Source organism: Kitasatospora sp. NPDC004272, from assembly GCF_053603035.1.
Genome location: NZ_JBSGET010000060.1, coordinates 28,066 through 45,265, shown reverse-complemented (window position 1 = coordinate 45,265; position 17,200 = coordinate 28,066). Strand labels below are relative to the sequence as shown.

At 73.1% G+C, this 17,200-nt stretch carries 15 protein-coding genes and 2 pseudogenes; 12 read left to right on the top strand and 5 right to left on the bottom strand.

The window, feature by feature from the left end; all coding sequences use genetic code 11:
• Positions 1-83: 83 nt before the first annotated feature.
• Positions 84-2,423, bottom strand: a complete 2,340-nt coding sequence (locus ACWEO5_RS19800; RefSeq protein WP_452163590.1) for a transketolase-like TK C-terminal-containing protein — start codon at positions 2,421-2,423, stop codon at positions 84-86.
• A gap of 291 nt (positions 2,424-2,714) precedes the next feature.
• Here ACWEO5_RS19800 and ACWEO5_RS19795 point away from each other — a divergent pair, with 291 nt between their 5' ends.
• The 7 genes and pseudogenes from ACWEO5_RS19795 to ACWEO5_RS19765 all read left to right on the top strand — a co-directional run bounded on the left by ACWEO5_RS19795 (position 2,715) and on the right by ACWEO5_RS19765 (position 10,887).
• Positions 2,715-3,233, top strand: a complete 519-nt coding sequence (locus ACWEO5_RS19795; RefSeq protein WP_452163589.1) for an Lrp/AsnC family transcriptional regulator — start codon at positions 2,715-2,717, stop codon at positions 3,231-3,233.
• Between the two features lie 233 nt (positions 3,234-3,466).
• On the top strand, positions 3,467-4,315 hold the full coding sequence (locus ACWEO5_RS19790; RefSeq protein WP_452163588.1) for a fumarylacetoacetate hydrolase family protein: 849 nt from the start codon (positions 3,467-3,469) through the stop codon (positions 4,313-4,315).
• A gap of 93 nt (positions 4,316-4,408) precedes the next feature.
• Positions 4,409-4,981, top strand: a complete 573-nt coding sequence (locus tag ACWEO5_RS19785; protein ID WP_452163587.1) for a VOC family protein — start codon at positions 4,409-4,411, stop codon at positions 4,979-4,981.
• Between the two features lie 82 nt (positions 4,982-5,063).
• Positions 5,064-5,528, top strand: a complete 465-nt coding sequence (locus ACWEO5_RS19780) for a hypothetical protein (RefSeq protein ID WP_452163586.1) — start codon at positions 5,064-5,066, stop codon at positions 5,526-5,528.
• A 415-nt stretch (positions 5,529-5,943) separates the two neighbouring features.
• Positions 5,944-8,943: a lectin gene (locus ACWEO5_RS19775; protein ID WP_452163585.1), complete on the top strand. Its 3,000-nt coding sequence runs from the start codon at positions 5,944-5,946 to the stop codon at positions 8,941-8,943.
• Positions 8,944-9,030: 87 nt separating this feature from the next.
• Positions 9,031-10,470, top strand: a pseudogene (locus tag ACWEO5_RS19770) (glycoside hydrolase family 76 protein); the annotation flags it as partial.
• Positions 10,471-10,494: 24 nt separating this feature from the next.
• Positions 10,495-10,887 (top strand): discoidin domain-containing protein, encoded by a 393-nt coding sequence (locus tag ACWEO5_RS19765; protein ID WP_452163591.1) that lies wholly within the window; start codon positions 10,495-10,497, stop codon positions 10,885-10,887.
• 209 nt (positions 10,888-11,096) lie between these two features.
• Here ACWEO5_RS19765 and ACWEO5_RS19760 read toward each other — a convergent pair whose 3' ends face one another.
• The 3 genes from ACWEO5_RS19760 to ACWEO5_RS19750 all read right to left on the bottom strand — a co-directional run bounded on the left by ACWEO5_RS19760 (position 11,097) and on the right by ACWEO5_RS19750 (position 13,012).
• Positions 11,097-11,462 (bottom strand): winged helix-turn-helix transcriptional regulator, encoded by a 366-nt coding sequence (locus tag ACWEO5_RS19760; protein ID WP_452163584.1) that lies wholly within the window; start codon positions 11,460-11,462, stop codon positions 11,097-11,099.
• Positions 11,459-12,037 carry an NADPH-dependent FMN reductase gene (locus ACWEO5_RS19755; RefSeq protein WP_452163583.1) on the bottom strand — a complete coding sequence of 193 codons (579 nt, stop codon included), beginning with the start codon at positions 12,035-12,037 and terminating at the stop codon, positions 11,459-11,461. Before ACWEO5_RS19755 ends, ACWEO5_RS19760 begins: the two co-directional genes overlap by 4 nt.
• 147 nt (positions 12,038-12,184) lie before the next feature.
• Positions 12,185-13,012 (bottom strand): FadR/GntR family transcriptional regulator, encoded by an 828-nt coding sequence (locus tag ACWEO5_RS19750; RefSeq protein WP_452163582.1) that lies wholly within the window; start codon positions 13,010-13,012, stop codon positions 12,185-12,187.
• Between the two features lie 230 nt (positions 13,013-13,242).
• Between ACWEO5_RS19750 and ACWEO5_RS19745 the strand changes: the two genes are divergently transcribed.
• The 5 genes from ACWEO5_RS19745 (at position 13,243) to ACWEO5_RS19725 (ending at position 16,822) form a co-directional block, all read left to right on the top strand.
• Positions 13,243-14,085, top strand: a complete 843-nt coding sequence (locus tag ACWEO5_RS19745) for a fumarylacetoacetate hydrolase family protein (protein WP_452163581.1) — start codon at positions 13,243-13,245, stop codon at positions 14,083-14,085.
• A gap of 42 nt (positions 14,086-14,127) precedes the next feature.
• Positions 14,128-15,054, top strand: a complete 927-nt coding sequence (locus tag ACWEO5_RS19740) for a VOC family protein (RefSeq protein ID WP_452163580.1) — start codon at positions 14,128-14,130, stop codon at positions 15,052-15,054.
• A 7-nt stretch (positions 15,055-15,061) separates the two neighbouring features.
• Positions 15,062-15,274 carry an FAD-dependent monooxygenase gene (locus ACWEO5_RS19735; RefSeq protein WP_452163579.1) on the top strand — a complete coding sequence of 71 codons (213 nt, stop codon included), beginning with the start codon at positions 15,062-15,064 and terminating at the stop codon, positions 15,272-15,274.
• A 139-nt stretch (positions 15,275-15,413) separates the two neighbouring features.
• Positions 15,414-16,169: a CoA transferase subunit A gene (locus ACWEO5_RS19730; protein ID WP_452163578.1), complete on the top strand. Its 756-nt coding sequence runs from the start codon at positions 15,414-15,416 to the stop codon at positions 16,167-16,169.
• Complete coding sequence (locus ACWEO5_RS19725; protein WP_452163577.1) at positions 16,169-16,822, top strand: CoA transferase subunit B; 654 nt, start codon at positions 16,169-16,171, stop codon at positions 16,820-16,822. Before ACWEO5_RS19730 ends, ACWEO5_RS19725 begins: the two co-directional genes overlap by 1 nt.
• Positions 16,823-16,921: 99 nt before the next feature.
• Here ACWEO5_RS19725 and ACWEO5_RS19720 read toward each other — a convergent pair.
• Positions 16,922-17,188, bottom strand: a pseudogene (locus ACWEO5_RS19720) (DeoR family transcriptional regulator); the annotation flags it as partial.
• Between the last annotated feature and the right edge of the window lie 12 nt (positions 17,189-17,200).

The window sequence follows — 17,200 nt, the reverse complement described above, 5'->3', positions numbered from 1 at the left end:
CCTAGTTTGATCCGGGAGTGTCGGGAGTTGAGTGGTTTGCTATAGAGATCTCCGGCGCCGGAGCGCCGGCCCCGCACCGCCGGTCACTCGGTGAGGTCGAGGGCGGCGCCGACGATGCTGTCCGTGTCGATCCCGTGGTGGCGGTAGACCTCCTCCAGCGAGCCCGACTGCCCGAAGCGGGTGACACCCAGCCTGCGGGACGGGACGCGGTGGAGGTTGGCGAGGAAGGCGAGGGTGTGCGGATGTCCGTCCAGGACGGTGACCAGCGGCGCGGCCCGCTCGGCGGGGAAGACCTGGTCCAGGATCCAGTCGGGCGCCTCGCCGTGCCCGGCCCGCGCGTCGAGGGCCCGGTAGAGGAGTCCGGGGCTGGTCACGCACACCACGTCGGCCGGGACGCCGAGTCCCTGGAGGCGGTCCGCGGCGGCCAGCGCCTCGGTCACCACGGCGCCCATGGCGGCGATGGTGACCCGGGCGCCCGGGGGCCTGCGCAGCGGGTAGGCACCGGCGACGACCTGGCGGCGGCGGCGCTCGCGGGCCGCCGGATCGGCGGGGACCTGCGCCAGGGCCTGGTCGACGGGACGGGTGGACAGCCGCAGGTAGGCGGAGCCGCCGTCGGGCCGGCCGAGGCGGGCGAGGGCGGCCAGCAGCGTCCACTCGGTGTCCAGGGCGAACGCGGGCTCCCAGGTCGTGCAGCCGGGCTGCTCGATGCCCAGCGACGGCGTGGTGATCGACTGGTGCGCCCCGCCCTCGGGGGCCAGCGTGACGCCGGACGGGGTGCCGACCAGGATCGACTGGCCGCCCGCGTAGATGCCGAACGACCAGGGCTCCAGGGCCCGTTGGACGAAGGGGTCGTAGAGCACCCCGATGGGCAGCAGCGGTTCGCCCCAGCGGCTCCAGGTCGCGCCCAGCTCGCCGAGCAGGCCGACCAGGTTGGTCTCGGCGATGCCCAGTTCGATGTGCTGGCCGGTCGGCCGCTCGCGCCAGTGCAGGACGGTCTCGGCGTCGTCGGCGAACCAGTCCACCCGTTCCGCGGGCGACCAGACGCCGACCTTGTTGACCCATCCGCCCAGGTTGGTCGACGAGCTGACGTCGGGGCTGACCGTCACGATCCGCCGCGCGGCCCCGGGCGCGCTGCGGGTCAGGTCGAGCAGGGCCCGTCCCAGCGCGGCCTGGGTGGTCGCCGTGCCCGTCGGCGTGCGTCCGATGTCGGAGGGGACGGCCGGGGGGCGCGTGGCGGGGACGGCCTCCCGGCGCAGCCGCGCCGCGGCCCGCTCGCACAGGCGGGCGGCGGCCGAGTCCGCGGCGAAGCCCCGCCAGGGGTCCGCGGGGTCGGCGCCGATCCGGTCGGCCAGCTCCCGCATCTGGTCGTCCGTCAGCAGGGAGGAGTGGTTCTGCGGGTGGCCCTGGACCGGCAGGCCGTACCCCTTGACCGTGTAGGCGAGGATCACCGTGGGCCGGTGGTCGTCCACCTGGTGCAGCGCGGCGTCGAGGGCCGGCAGGTCGTGGCCGCCCAGGTTGCGGAGCGCCGCGAGCAGGGTGGCGTCGTCCGTCTCCGCCAGCAGTCCGGTGATCGCCGGGCCCTCGGGGCCCGCTCCGGGCAGCCGGTCGCGCAGCTCTGCCGCCGGGCAGCGCAGCAGGCGCTGGTACTCGGGGTTGGACATGGCGTCGAGGCGGGCCCGCAGGGCGTGGCCGCCGGGGCGGGCGAACAGCTCCTCCAGGAGGGCGCCGTACTTGAGGGTGAGGACCTGCCACCCGGCGGCGGCGAACATGCCGCGCAGGCGGTCGGCCGCGATGTTCGGCACGACGCGGTCCAGGGACTGCCGGTTGAGGTCGACGATCCAGACCAGCTCGCCGAGGTCGGCGACCTGCGGGTCCAGGACGGCCTCCCACACCGCCCCCTCGTCCAGCTCCGCATCGCCCACCAGCGCGTACTGCCGGCCCGCGAAGCCGCTGCCGGTGCTCCCGGTCGCGTACCGGCGGGCCAGGGCCCCCCAGATCGTCGCGGTGGCGCCGATGCCCACCGAGCCGGTGGAGTAGTCGACCGGATCGGGGTCCTTGGAGCGGCTCGGGTAGCTCTGCAGGCCGCCGAAGGCCCGCAGGGTGGGCAGGTGGGAGGCGTCCAGCTCGCCGAGCAGGTGGTTGATCGCGTGCAGGACCGGCGAGGCGTGCGGCTTGACCGAGACGCGGTCCTCGGGGCGCAGGTGCCGGAACCACAGCGTCGTCATGATCGACACCATCGAGGCGCAGGACGCCTGGTGGCCGCCGACCTTGAGCCCGGACGGGTTGGGGCGCACCCGGTTGGCGTGGTGCACGATCGCGCTGGACAGCCACAGCACGCGGTCCTCGATCTCGTGCAGCACCTCGGGGGCTGTGTCGGCGGCTGCGTCCGTGGTCCGCCGGGGGGCGGCTGGTGCGGTGGTCATGACGAAACGGTCTCCTCGCGCTCGGCACCTGCGGCGCGCGCAGGTGCGGCCGACGGTGACTGGGGCGTTCCACGGCGGCGTGCGACGCGCGCCGGGCGCTCCCCGGCGTGCCTCCGGGCCGGCCCACGGCCGCGTCACGGTCGGCGGCGCGCGGCCGGGGGCGGATCCTCTGCCGGGGGCGGTTCGCTGCGGACGAGGAGACCATCCGGCCTGGTCGCCGCACAAGAAGACGCCGCGAAATGACGCAGAATGCCCAATCCCCCGTTCCCTCACCCCCGGAAGGCGTGCACCGTGCCCAGTCCACCACCCCCTCGTCCCCGGAAGGTCCGCGCCGGAGCCGGCCCCGAACGGATCGGCCCCACCGACGCGCGCCTGCTCATCGCGCTCTCCGACCACCCCCGCGCCACCACCGTGGCGCTCGCCGAGGCGAGCGGACTGAGTCGCAACACCGTCCAGGTGCGGCTGGCGGCGCTGGAGCGCACCGGCGCCGTCGACTCCTTCGAGCGGTGCGTCGACCCGGCGGCCCTGGGGTACCCGCTGTCCGCGTTCGTGACCGTCCGGGTGGCCCAGCGCCGACTGGACGAGGTGGCGCGGGCGCTGGCGGCGATCCCCGAAGTCGTCCAGGCGCACGGGCTGTCCGGCGACACCGACCTCCTGGTGCAGGTGGTGGCCGTGGACGCCGAGGACCTGTACCGGGTGGCCGGGCAGATCCTGGAGATCCCGGGGGTGGAGCGGACGAGCACCTCGCTCGTCATGCGTCCGCTGGTCCCCTACCGGCTCGCTCCGCTGCTGCGCCGGGCCGCCGACTGAGCGCGCCGTCGGCCCTCGGCCTACGTCCGGGTCGAAGAATCCGCGGCCCGAACGCTTGCTGTTATCACATATAGCGCCTTACGGTGTCACCAGCGCGGCAGCCGACGCGGGGCCGCCGGACCACCCGGCACCGCCCGGTCGGAAGACCCGCCGTCCGCCGGTCGCAGGACGAACCGCCGGCCCGGCCGACCGCCTCGGAGCCGGGCCCACCACCGGAACACAGGAGCAGCACCGTGCGCATCGCCAACCTCTCCGGCCGCCTGGTCCTCGTCGTCGACGGCAAGGCCGTCGACGTCGAGCGGGCCAGCGGCGGCGGCTTCGCCTCCGACCCGCAGGCCGTCTACGAGCGGTGGGAGGAGTTCCGCCGGTGGGCGGCGCAGGCCCGGCTGCCCGAGGGCGACGCGTTCGACCCCGCTCTGCTCGGCGCCCCCGCGCCCGCCCCGCGGCAGGTCGTCGCCGCCGGCCTGAACTACCGCGACCACGCCGCCGAGTCCGGGTTCGCCCTGCCCGAGACGATGCCGCCGGTCTTCACCAAGTTCGCCACCAGCATCACCGGGCCGGTCACCGAGGTCGTCCTGCCGCCGGACGGCCACACCGACTGGGAGATCGAACTCGTCGCCGTCATCGGCACCCGCGCCCACCGCGTCCCCGCCGAGACCGCCTGGGGGCACGTCGCCGGGCTGACCGTGGGCCAGGACATCTCCGAGCGCATCACCCAACTGGAGGGGCCTTCCCCCCAGTTCAGCCTCGGCAAGTCCTTCCCGGGCTTCGCTCCCATCGGCCCGTGGCTGGTCTCGCCGGACGAGTTCGAGAACCCCGACGACTTGGGGCTGCGCTGCACCGTGAACGGCGAGGAGGTCCAGAAGGGCCGCACCGGCGACCTGATCTTCTCGGTGCCCGAGCTGATCTCCCGGCTGTCCGCGGTGATCCCGCTGCTGCCCGGCGACGTCGTCTTCACCGGCACCCCCGCCGGCGTCGGCCTCGGCCGCGACCCGCAGCGCTGGCTCGCCCCCGGCGACGAGCTGGTCAGCACCGTCGAGGGCATCGGCGAACTGCGCCAGACCTTCGTCGCCCGGGCCTGACGCCCCCGCCCGGCCACCGGCCCGATCACCGGCCGGTGGCAGCCGCTCCGCACGGACGCCCGCAGATTCGATGATTCGATCGAGGAGGATCGGATGACCGCCACCCCGAAGTTCGCCCACGTCGTCTTCCAGACCGGCAACCCCGCCGCCATGCGGGACTGGTACTGCGCCGTTCTCGACGGACACGTCGTGTTCCAGAACGACAGCCTGTGCTTCATCACCTACGACGAGGAGCACCACCGCGTCGCCCTGCTCACCCCGCCGGTACCAACGGAGCGGCGGAAGCCGACGACGGCCGCGGCCCACCACGTCGCGTACACCTTCGGCCACCTCGACGACCTCCTCGCGCGCTACGAGCTGCTGCGCGACCAGGGCGTCACCCCGGCGGTGTGCATCGCCCACGGCGTCACCACCTCCCTGTACTACCGGGACCCGGACGGCGGCTTCGTCGAGATGCAGATCGACAACTTCGCCGAACCGGACGACGCCACCGACTACATGCGGGGGCCCGAGTACAGCGGCGACGCGGTCGGGCCCGCCTTCGATCCCGAAGCCATGCTCGCCGCGCGCCGCGCCGGGGCCGCCGTCGAGGACCTGATCGGCCGGTCCTGGGCCCTGCGCACCCCCATGCCCGATCCGATGCTGGTCCTGACCGGGGCCGTCTGACCCCCGCGGCCGAGTGGCGGCGCACCGCCGTTGCGCCGCCGCCCGACCGGACCGCACGCACAACCTCCGCAGAGGGAGCCCCTTGAACCCGTCCCACCACCAGGCCGACTGCTCCATGTGCGGCCTGGAACAGAACGAGGACCGCGCCGTCGTCTTCCGCGACCCCCTGTGGTCGGGAGAGCGGGTGCCCGGCTACGACGTCCCCGGCTGGTTCGTCCTGCGCGTCCGGCGGCACGCCGAGCGCATCACCGGGCTCGACGAGGCCGAGCTGGCCGCGTTCGGCCGGCGCGCCCGCGACCTGGTCGCGGCGGTGACCGAGGCGACCGGCGCCCCCGCGACGTACCTCATGGTCTTCGGCGAGAACCACCCGCACTTCCACGTCCTCGTCACCCCCCGCGGCGAGGACGTCCCCGCGGACCGGCGCAGCGGGAACATCCTGCGGCTCGTCGCCGAGCGCGCCGACCCGGAGTCCGCCGCCCGGCTGGTGCCGGAGGTCCGCCGCGCCTACGAACGCCTCGCCGCCGCGGCGCTCCCGCGCCCGTCCTGACCCTGCGCCCCGGAGCACCCCCCGCCGTTGCCGTGCCCGTCCCCGCCACCCGGGGGCGGGCACTGCCGTCCTCCCCGCCGCCCCTCCACGGGGGCCGCCATGACTTGAAGCCAGCAGGGCCAGGAGGTCCTGGTTTCTGCGCATTTCTCCGGCCCGACCCTTCACAGGATCACTTCATGCGCAGCCGACGCAGTATCAGCAAATGTCCTGCACAGGCCGGTTTACCAGTTGGGGAGGGGAACCTCGGAGAAAGCGTCGGGAGATCGACTCCTCCTTGTCTGCAGATCTTGAAGTCACGGGGCGATTCGGTCCGAGTCGTTGACAACGTTGCCAAGCTCCTCTTTGCTTACCGTCACCGCCCCGAGCCGCAGCCGGTTCGGTGACACCCCGTCTGTTCCCTTCTGGAGAAGCAACGATGAAACGATGGCGCCTTCCCCTGGCCGCCTGTCTCACGGTCCTCGGGCTCGCCACGCCCGCGCCCGCCCAGGCCGCGCCCGCGGCGGCGGCCACGGTGTCCGATCCCGCCTCGCTGGTCAACCCGCTGCTCGGCACGTCGCACGAGGGCAACACCTTCCCCGGCGCCGACTCGCCGTTCGGCATGGTGCAGTGGAGCCCCGACACCCCGTCCCGGCCGCCGGGGGGCGACTACGCCTACACGGACGGCAGCATCACCGGGTTCAGCCTGAACCACCTGTCGGGGCCCGGCTGCGGGGCGATGGGGGACGTGCCCGTCCTGCCGACCACCGGCGGCGTCGACGGCCGCGCCACGGTCGGCTTCTCGCACGCGAAGGAGTCCGCGAGCGCGGGCGCCTACGCCGTCACGCTGGACAACGGCGTCACCACCGAGCTGACCACGACCGCCCGTTCCGGCATGGCGCGCTTCACCTTCCCCACCACCACCCAGGCCAACCTGCTGTTCAAGCTGAGCGCGGACAAGGCCACCGACCTGCACTTCACCAAGGTCAGCAGCACCGAGGTCAGCGGCTCGGTGGACGCCGGCCTGTTCTGCGCGTCCAGCGCCCCGTACACCGCCTACTTCGACATGGTCTTCGACCGGCCGATCACCTCCACCGGCACGTTCGACGGCGGGAACTCGGTCACCTTCGACACCACGGGCAACCGGACGGTGCAGGCGAAGGTCGGCCTGTCCTACGTCTCCATCGCCGGCGCCACCGCCAACCGGGTGGCGGAGAACCCGAACTGGGACTTCAACGCCGTCCGCACCGCCAACCACGACGCCTGGAACGCCGTCCTGGGCAGGATCGCCGTCACCGGCGGCACCCCGGACCAGCAGAAGGTGTTCTACACCGCGCTCTACCACGCGCTGCTGCACCCCAACCTGCTCAGCGACAGCGACGGCAAGTACTGGGGCTTCGACCGCCGGGTGCACACCGTCAGCGGCCGGCAGAAGGCCCAGTACGGCACCTACTCCGGCTGGGACATCTACCGCACCCAGGCGCAACTGGAGGCGCTGGTCGCCCCGCAGCAGGCCAGTGACAGCGCGCAGTCGCTGGTCAACGACTTCGCGCAGAGCGGCCAGCTGCCGAAGTGGTCGCTGAACTCGGCCGAGACCAACGTCATGAACGGCGACCCCGCACCGGCCGTCATCGCCGACTACTACGCCTTCGGCGCCCGGGACTTCGACACCGCCGCCGCCAAGGACGCGATGGTGCGGCAGGGATCGGCGGCCAACGGCATCCGGCTGGGGCTCGACTACCAGTCCAACTACGGCTACCTGCCCTCCGACGGCACGTACGCGCCCGGGTTCTACGGCTCGGTGGCCACCCAACTGGATTACGCGGCCCAGGACTTCGCGATCTCCGCGTTCGCCGGAGCGCTCGGCGACACCACCGTCCGCGACCAGTTCGCCAACCGGGCCCAGGACTGGCGCAACGTGTTCAACCCCGCCTCCGGCTTCATGCAGCCCAAGCTCAAGGACGGCACCTGGCGCGGCGGCTTCGACCCCACCAGCAGCGACCAGTTCGTCGAGGGCACCTCCTGGCAGTACACCGGCGCCGTCCCGCACAACGTCCGCGGGCTCGCCGACGCGATGGGCGGCAACGCCAAGCTCGCCGCCTACCTGGACGCCGTCCTCGCCGACTTCCACGGCTCCGGCGGCTCGCACGCCGACCTCGGCAACGAGCCCTCCGTCGAGCTGCCCTGGGAGTACGACTACATCGGCCAGCCCTGGAAGACCCAGAAGACGGTGCGCGACGTCCAGAACCAGCTGTGGCTGGGCGACCCGGCGAACTGGCGCGTCGGCAACGACGACCTCGGCACGATGAGCGCCTGGTACGTCTTCTCCGCGATGGGCTTCTACCCCCAGACGCCCGGCACCGCCGACCTCGCCCTCGGCTCGCCCCTGTTCACCAACGTCACGGTCACCCTCGCGGGCGGCGGCAGGCTCGTCGTCAACGCCCCGCAGGCGGCCACCGACGCCCCCTACGTCCAGAGCGCCACCCTCAACGGCGCCAACTGGAACAACGCCTACCTCCCCGCGAGTTCCGTCATCAACGGCGCCACCCTCGACCTCGTCCTGGGCACCAACGCCAACACCAACTGGGCCACCGCCGCCTCCTCCGCACCGCCCTCCTACGGCGGCAACGGCGACGCCCGCCCGCCCCGGGTCCAGGTCGGCCCGACCGGCCCGATCGGCTCCGGCCTCGCGGGCAAGTGCCTGGACGCCGCCGGCGGCTCCACCTCCAACGGCACCCACGCACAGTCCTACGCCTGCAACAACACCGCCGCGCAGCGCTGGACGCTCCCCGGCGACGGCACCGTCACGCAGTCCGGCAAGTGCCTGGACGTCAGCGGCGGCTCCACCGCCGACGGCGCCCTCGTCCAGCTGTGGGACTGCAACCAGAGCGACGGGCAGAAGTGGATCCCGCGCGGCAGCGCCCTGGTCAACACCGGCTCGGGCAAGTGCCTGGACATCCCCAATTCCGGCACGGCGGACGGCATCCAGCTCCAGATCTTCGACTGCAACAACACCCCCGCCCAGCAGTGGACGCTGCCGCGCGTTCGCACCGGCGCCACCCCCTCGGCGCTGGCCGGCAAGTGCCTGGACGACAACGCAGCCGCCACCGCGAACGGCAACCGCGTCCAGTCGTGGAGCTGCAACGGCTCGCCCGCCCAGTCCGTCACCGTCCCCGGCGACGGCACCCTGCGGATCTTCGGGCGCTGCGTGTCCGCGTCCGGCGGCGGCACCGGCAACAACACGCCCGTCGTGCTGTGGGACTGCAACGGCTCCACCGGCCAGCAGTGGGCCTACGACGCCACCGCCAGGGCGCTGCGCAACCCGCAGTCCGGCCGCTGCCTGGACGTACCCAACTCCGGGACGACGGACGGCGTCCAGCTCCAGCTCTTCGACTGCAACGGCACCCCGGCCCAGCAGTGGACGCTGCCCGCCGCCTGAGCCCGCACCGCCGCACACCGCCCCCACCCCACCGGGGCGCTCCCACGCCCCGCCCCCACCGCTCCCCCACCCGATCCAGGAGCCCCCATGCCTGTGTCCCGATCCCTGCGCGCCGCCCTACTGGCCACCGCCCTGGCGGCGGCCCTGCCCGGCGCCGTCCTCACCGCCACCCCGGCCGCGGCCGTCGACGCCGCGATCTGCAACAAGTACTGCGACACCCGTGACCCCGCCCTCAGCCCGCAGGACCGGCAGCCGGTGTCCGCGACGCTCTCCGGCCGCACGTTCGCGCTGCACTTCGACGACGCCGACGCGATGGGCTGGGCCTCGATCGCCGGCGGCGCGGGCGGCGACGAGGTGTGGCTGGACCGCTCGATGGACGGCGGCCGGACCTGGAGCGGTGGCGGCAAGCTCGGCGACACCAAGGTCCCGGCGGGCGGCAGCGGTTGGCGCACCCTGATGTACAACGTCGACGACTGGAACAACCGCGGCGTCGGCGCCCTGCGGGCCTGCGGCCAGGTCGGCAGCGCCATCGCCTGCACCCCCTGGGCCCGCACCACCTGGAACGCCTGGGACCGGCGCACCGCCGCCGCCACCGCGCTCATGACGTCGTTCGACCGCAGCACCAAGCTCTTCGGCGGCAACGGCTGGTGGACCGGCGCCAACGCGCTCACCGCCGTCATCGACAACGCCCGCGCCACCGGCATGAACAGCTACACCTACGCCGTCGCCGAGACCTACGACAAGAACATCAACGCCCAGGGCGGCAACTTCACCAACGAGTACCTCGACGACACCGGCTGGTGGGGCCTGGCCTGGGTGGACGCCTACGACCTCACCGGCGACAGCCGCTACCTGAACACCGCCCGCGCCGATGCCGACCACATGTACGCCAACTGGAACGGCACCTGCGGCGGCGGAGTGCGCTGGAGCACCAACGGCAACTACAAGAACGCCATCACCAACGAACTGTTCCTCCAGCTCACCGCCGCCCTGCACAACCGCATCCCCGGCGACACCGCCTACCTCCAGCGGGCCCGCGACGAGTGGAACTGGTTCCGGGGCAGCGGCATGGTCAACGCCGACCACCTGGTCAACGACGGCCTGAACGACGCCTGCGCCAACAACGGCCAACCCACCTGGACGTACAACCAGGGCGTGGTCCTCGGCGGCCTCACCGAGCTCTACCGCGCCACCGGCGACACGACCCTGCTCACCACCGCCCGCACCCTCGCCGACGCCTCCACCACCCGCCTGACCAGCGGCGGCGTCCTGCGCGAACCCGGCGAGGGCGACGACTGCACCAGCGACGGCGCCTCCTTCAAGGGCGCCTACGCCCGCGGCCTGGGCCGGCTCGACGCCCAACTGCCCGAACACCCCTACGCCCCGGCCCTCGACACCTGGGCGAACTCCGCCTACGCCAAGGACCGCAACCCGCTCGACCAGTACGGCCCGCACTGGGCCGGCGGCCCCGGCAGCACCGACTACGGCTGCCAGCAGAGCGCCCTCGACCTGCTCAACGCCGCCGGCGGCGGCACCGGCGGCGGCCTGACCGTGCTGCCGCGCACGGGCTGGACGGCGTCGGCCTCCGCCACCGGCGGCAGCGACGTGCCGGCGAACATGCTGGACGGATCGGCCGCTTCGCGCTGGTCCACGGGCACGCCGATGGCCGCGGGCCAGTCGGTGACGGTCGACACGGGTGCGGTGCGGCCGCTGGCCCGGATCACGATGGACTCCGGCGGCAGCGCGAACGACTACGCCCGCGGCTACCAGGTGTTCCTCTCGGCCGACGGCACCTCCTGGGGCTCCCCGGCAGCGACCGGCACCGGCACGGGAGCACGGGTGACGGCGGACTTCCCCGCCCGCAACGCCCGCTACGTGAAGGTCGTCCAGACCGGGACGTCCACCTCCTGGTGGTCGATCACCGAGTTCAACGCCTACGGCTGAGCCGGGCCGCCCCCGTGCGCGCCTCCGCCCGTGTCCGGTGCACCGGATGCGGGCGGAGGCGCGCGGCGTTCGATCCGGCCCGGCCGTGGCCGTCGGGTCGGCGACGCACCGCCGTCACGCACCGGAGCACCGCGGCTCCGGCGGTCCGTTGCGGCCCCCGGTCGCAGCGGACTTCCCCGTGCCTCGACGGATCGTGCCGGGGGCGTCGCTCAGAACGTGCTCTCCGCACCCTCGGGCAGCGGGATCCAGGCGTGCGACCAGGTGATGATCGCGGCGAGGACCGGTTCCAGGTCGCGCCCCTTGTCGGTGAGGCGGTACTCCACCTGGACGGGCGTCTCCGGCAGGACGTGGCGCTCGATCAGGCCGCTGTCCTGCAGCTCGCGCAGGCGCTGGGCCAGCATGGTGTCACTGATCCCCGGAATGGCCGCCTTGATCTGCGCGTAGCGGTGCTGGCCGGTGAACAGCGCGCGCAGGACGGCGCCGGTCCAGCGGGTGCCGATCATCTCGATCGCCGCGTGGAAGCGGACGCAGACCGGATGGACCTCCGCGCCCCCCGGCGTTCGCTCGGCGCTCACGGCGCGACGGGCGCGCGCAGCGGGCGCAGTGCGCCGGTCAGCCGCACCAGTTCGTCGAGCATCGCCCGGGCGGAGCTGCTCATGATCTCGTTGGGCACCAGGCGCCGGTCGTCGTCGAGGAACTGCTGGACGAAGGGAATGGACACGGCCTCGAAGACGGGCGTCATCTTCAGGGTGGTGACCACCTGCTTGATCATCTGCGCCGCGCGGGTTCCCGCCGAGACGCCTCCGTAGCTGACCATGCCGACCGGCTTGTACTGCCACTCGTTGTGGAGGTAGTCGATCGCGTTCTTCAGTTCGGCGTTGTAGCCGTAGTTGTACTCCGGCATGACGAACACGAAGGCGTCCGCCTCGGCGACCTTGGCGCTCCAGTCGCGGGTGTGCTGGTGGACGTAGCGGCCCAGCCGGGGGTGGTGCGGCTCGTTCATGAAGGGCAGGCCCACCTCGGCGAGGTCCACCGTCTCGACCTCCGTGAAGCCTGCGTGCGCCACGGCTTCCGAGTCGATCCAGCGGGCGACGCTCGGGCCCACGCGCCCGGGCCGCGTGCTCGCCACGATGATCTCCAGCTTGCTCATGGGTGGACCTCTTCCTCGTACGTCTGATCGCCGGATCAACACTAAGGAAAACTTAGTGGATAAGCAAAACTGAGTTGAGCCGCGGCCCGGCGCGCCCGCCGGGTGGTGGGAGGGGCGCGGGTCCGCGCGGCACGGGCGGGCGGCGGGTCAGTGCGCTTCGGTGGGGCTCGTGTTGTGCTCGCGGATCAGCCGGAGCGCTTCGTCGCGGTCGCGGCGGTCGAGGGCGTCGACGAGGGCGCGGTGCAGTGCGTGGCGCTGGGCGATGTACTCGGCCAGCGGCTGCTCGCCGTCGGGCAGGACCGACAGCGTGTGCCCCTCGATGAGGTCGAGGAGGCTGGTGTAGAGCGAGCCGAGCAGCACGTTCGGACTGATCGCGGCGATGGCGGCGTGCAGGCGCCAGTTGGCGTGGACGAAGGCCACCGGGTCGGCGTCGTCGACGGCGCGCTCCATGGCGGCGATGTGGTCGTACAGCGAGGCGATGTCGGCCGGCGAGGCGTGCCAGAGGGCGTCCTCGATGAGCAGCGGGTCGAGGGCGTCGCGGATGCGCACGGCGTCGGCGACGTCGTTCTGCTGGGCGTCCAGAGCCAGGACGGAGTTGCCGAGGCGGACCATCGGGGACTGCTCGGCACTGAAGAGGCCGCCGCCGGGGCCGGGCTTGACGGTGACCAGGCCGCGGGACTGCAGCAGTCGCAGCGCCTCGTTGAACGTGCCGACCGAGACCTCGCACAGCGTGCGCATCTCCTCCTTGGTGCCCAGGCGGGAGCCGGGCGGCAGGCTCTCGACCAGCTCGGTGACCCGCTGCGCCGCCCGCTCGGCCCGGCCGGAGGCCGCCCCGCGCGCTCCGGCGTCCAGGCCCTGCCCCGCCCGGGAGGCACCGGTGGGCGGCAGGGCGGCACCGCTCCGCCGCCGAGCGGGCCGGGCTCCTTCGGGGGCGGCGGCTCGTGCGGGGGCGGGGCGTTCGGGCGTGGCGGTCACGACGGCTCCCCAACATTCATATTCATCATGCTCTTTTTGCTCCGACCTCTTGACGCCCCGGATCGACGGACGCAACATCAAGGTAATCATCATGCTGAATTGCCGACGGGCGGGCAAGGACCCGTTCCGCCGGCGCCGCGCCTCCGCCTCGCGCCGGTTGATCGGGCGACCCGACCCGACCCGCCGCGGCCCGGACCGCCCCGTTCCCACCACTCCCCAGGAGTCACACCATGCGCATCGCCAACCTCTCCGGCCGACTGGTCCTGATCGTCGACGGCAAGGCCGTCGACGTCGAAACGGCCAGTGGCGGCGCCTTCTCCTCCGACCCGCAGGCCGTCTACGAGCGCTGGGAGGCGTTCCGGTCCTGGGCCGCCACCGCGATCCCGCCGGAGGGCGCGGCGTTCGATCCGGTCGAGCTGGGATCGCCCGCCCCGGCGCCGCGCCAGACCCTGGCGATCGGCCTCAACTACCGCGACCACGCCGCGGAGTCCGGGTTCGCGGTGCCCGAGGGGCTGCCGCCGGTCTTCACCAAGTTCGCCACCAGCATCAGCGGCCCGGTCACCGAGGTGAAGCTGCCGGACGGCGGCCACACCGACTGGGAGGTCGAGCTGGTCGCCGTCATCGGCCTCCGCGCCGAGAACGCCTCCGAAGCGGACGCCTGGAACCACGTCGCAGGATTGGCGGTCGGCCAGGACATCTCCGAGCGGGTGTCCCAACTGGCGGGCTCCGTGCCCCAGTTCAGCCTGGGCAAGTCCTTCCCGGGGTTCGCCCCGATCGGGCCGTGGCTGGTCTCGCCGGACGAGTTCGAGAACCCCGACGACCTCGAACTGCGCTGCTCGATCAACGGCGAGGAGGTCCAGAAGGGACGCACCCGCGATCTGATCTTCTCCGTGCCGGCCCTGATCGCCAAGCTGTCCGCCGTCCTGCCGCTGCTGCCCGGGGACGTGATCTTCACCGGCACCCCCGCCGGCGTCGGCCTCGGCCGCGACCCGCAGCGCTGGCTCGCCCCCGGCGACGAACTGGTCAGCACCATCGAGGGCATCGGCGAACTGCGCCAGACCTTCGTCGCCTGACCCGGCCGGACCCCGTCGGACCGAGAAGCCAAGGAGTTCCCCGTGGCACTGCACCGCCTGACCTCCATCACCGTGGGGGTCCCCGACGTCGCCGAAACGGCCGACTACTACACCGACTTCGGTCTCCTCCCGGACGGTGACGGCTGGTTCACGACCCGGGACGCCGGGCGCCAGCTCCGCATCGTCCACGCGCCCGCCCGCCGCCTGGTGGAGGTCCGCATCGGCGTCGACACCCCCGACGACCTCGCGTCCGCCGCCGCCCGACTGAAGCGGCTCGGCACCGACAGCACCGTCGAGGGCCGCACCCTGACCGCCTACGACCGGGCCACCGCCGTCCGCGCCGTCCTGGAGGTCGCCCCCCGCCTGGTGCAGGACCCGGTGCCGGCCACGGCCTACAACGGCCCCGGCCGCGCCGAGCGCACCGGCTCGCGCGCTCCGGGCGTCCTGCGCACCGGCCGGGTGCGGCCCCGCAAGCTCGGCCACGCCGTCGTCGGCACCACCGACTTCGACGCCACCACCGCCTTTTTCCGCGACGGGCTCGGTTTCAAGGCGTCCGACTACATCAAGGATCACGGGGCGTTCCTGCGCTGCTCCACCGACCACCACAACATCCTGGTCCTGGCCGCCCCGGTCGCCTTCCTGCACCACTCCTCCTGGCAGGTCGACGACATCGACGAGGTCGGCCGCGGCGCCGCCGCCATGCTCCGGGACCACCCCGAGCGGCACGTGTGGGGCCTGGGCCGCCACCACGCCGGCTCCAACTTCTTCTGGTACCTCAAGGACCCGGCCGGCAACTTCAGCGAGTACTACTCCGACATGGACTGCGTCGTCGACGACCAGCTGTGGACCCCGGAGGTCCTCGAAGGAGCCAAGGGCCTGTTCAACTGGGGCCCGCCGCCCCCGCCGTCGTTCCTCGCCCCCGACGACCTCGCCGCTCTGATGACCGGCGCCCACAGCCCGACGGGGTAGCGCCACCATGACAGACACCTCCACGCCGGCGCCCGACGCCGCCATCGTGGGCCTCGGCCCCGTCGGGCAGATGCCGGCCCTGCTGCTGGGCCGGCGGGGGCACGACGTCGTCGCCGTCGAACGCTGGCCCAGCCCCTACGACCTGCGCGAACAACTCCAGTGCCCCGCCGCCCCGGCGGCCGGCGCGCCCCGGCCGCTGCCGGCCACCGGGCAGCAGTAGCGCGGGCGGCACTCCCGCCCGCGCACAGCGCACCCCACGACGGCGACGCACGGACCCCGCACCGTCGTCCGTCCGCCGCCGCGCCCCCGGCCCGAACCGGGGAGCGCCCCGTCGCCCAGACCCCGAGGACCCCTCTCCCATGGACAAGACCTTCCCCCGCGCGGCCGACGCCGTGGCCGACATCGCCGACGGCGCCTCGCTGGCCGTCGGCGGCTTCGGCCTGTGCGGCATCCCCGGCACCCTCATCGACGCCCTCCACGCGCAGGGAGCGAGCTCGCTGCGCGTGGTGTCCAACAACTGCGGCACCGACCACCACGGCCTCGGCATCCTCCTCGGCGCGGGCCGCATCGCCCGCGTCACCGGCTCCTACGTCGGCGAGAACAAGGAGTTCGCCCGCCGGTACCTCACCGGCGAGGTCGAAGTGGAACTCGTCCCCCAGGGCACCCTCGCCGAACGGCTGCGCGCCGGCGGCTGCGGCATCCCCGCCTTCTACACCCCCGCCGGCGTCGGCACCCCGCTCGCCGACGGCGGCATCCCCTGGCGCCACCACGCCGACGGCAGCATCGCCCTCGCCTCGCCCGCGAAGGAGACCCGCACCTTCCACGGCCGCACCTTCGTCCTCGAAGAGGCCATCACCTGCGACTTCGCCCTGGTCAGGGCCGCGCGCGGCGACCGGCACGGCAACCTCTCCTTCGACAAGAGCGCCCGCAACTTCAACCCCCTGGCCGCCATGGCCGGCCGCATCACCATCGCCGAGGTCGAGGAACTCGTCGAACCCGGGGAGCTGGCCCCCGACGACGTCCACCTGCCCGGCGTGTTCGTCCAGCGCGTCGTGGCGCTGACCGCGCGGCAGGCGGCCGACAAGCAGATCGAGAAGAAGACGGTGAGCAGCTGATGGCCTGGACCCGCGACGAGATGGCCGCCCGGGCGGCGGCCGAACTGCGCGACGGCGACTACGTCAACCTCGGCATCGGACTGCCCACCCTGATCCCCGGCCACCTCCCCGAGGGCGTGCACGTGGTGCTCCACTCGGAGAACGGCGTCCTGGGCACCGGCCCCTACCCGGCCGAGCCGGACGTCGACCCGGACCTGATCAACGCCGGCAAGGAGACGGTCACCATCCTGCCGGGCGCGGCCTTCTTCGACTCCGCACTGTCCTTCGGCATGATCCGCGGCGGCCACATCGACACCGCCGTCCTCGGCGCCATGCAGGTCTCCGCCCGCGGCGACCTCGCCAACTGGATGATCCCCGGGAAAATGGTCAAGGGCATGGGCGGGGCCATGGACCTCGTCCACGGTGCCCGGCGCGTCGTCGTCCTCATGGAGCACACCGCCAAGGACGGCAGCCCGAAGATCCTCGACGAATGCGCCCTGCCGCTCACCGGACGGGCCTGCGTCGACCGGATCATCACCGACCTCGGTGTCCTCGACGTCACCGACACCGGTCTCGTGCTGATCGAAACGGCGCCCGGCGTCAGCCCCGAACAGGTCCTGGCCGCCACCGCCGCACCGGTGCGCCTTCCCGAGGCCGCTGCACGGGCCGCGTAGCCGCCTCCGTCGGTCCGGCGGTCCCGAACAGCCGCCGGACCGGCGCGGACGCGTTCCGCGACGACCACGGACGGCGCCGTCGTGGACAGGAGAACGCGCTCAGGCTTCGGCGACCACGAGTTCGCCGACCCGGTCCGCCAGCAGGTCGCGCACCTGGGCCGGTAGTCCGTCGTCGGTGACGTAGCAGTCGACCTCGTCGAGACGGGCGAAGCCGCTCAGCCCGACGACGCCCCACTTGCTGTGGTCGGCGACCACGGCGAACCGCGAGGCAGCGGTGATCAGCGCCCGGTTGGTCTGCGCCTCGGCCATGTTCGGCGTGGTCAGCCCGGCCCGCTCGCTCGCCCCGTGCACGCCGAGGATCAGCAGGCGCGTGGTACG

Excerpts from the sequence above, each read along its gene's own strand:
- ACWEO5_RS19800 (WP_452163590.1), bottom strand. The coding sequence starts at position 2,423 with ATGACCACCGCACCAGCCGCCCCCCGGCGGACCACGGACGCAGCCGCC.
- ACWEO5_RS19785 (WP_452163587.1), top strand. The coding sequence starts at position 4,409 with ATGACCGCCACCCCGAAGTTCGCCCACGTCGTCTTCCAGACCGGCAAC.
- ACWEO5_RS19775 (WP_452163585.1), top strand. The coding sequence starts at position 5,944 with ATGAAACGATGGCGCCTTCCCCTGGCCGCCTGTCTCACGGTCCTCGGG.
- ACWEO5_RS19755 (WP_452163583.1), bottom strand. The coding sequence starts at position 12,037 with ATGAGCAAGCTGGAGATCATCGTGGCGAGCACGCGGCCCGGGCGCGTG.
- ACWEO5_RS19745 (WP_452163581.1), top strand. The coding sequence starts at position 13,243 with ATGCGCATCGCCAACCTCTCCGGCCGACTGGTCCTGATCGTCGACGGC.
- ACWEO5_RS19735 (WP_452163579.1), top strand. The coding sequence starts at position 15,062 with ATGACAGACACCTCCACGCCGGCGCCCGACGCCGCCATCGTGGGCCTC.
- ACWEO5_RS19730 (WP_452163578.1), top strand. The coding sequence starts at position 15,414 with ATGGACAAGACCTTCCCCCGCGCGGCCGACGCCGTGGCCGACATCGCC.
- ACWEO5_RS19725 (WP_452163577.1), top strand. The coding sequence starts at position 16,169 with ATGGCCTGGACCCGCGACGAGATGGCCGCCCGGGCGGCGGCCGAACTG.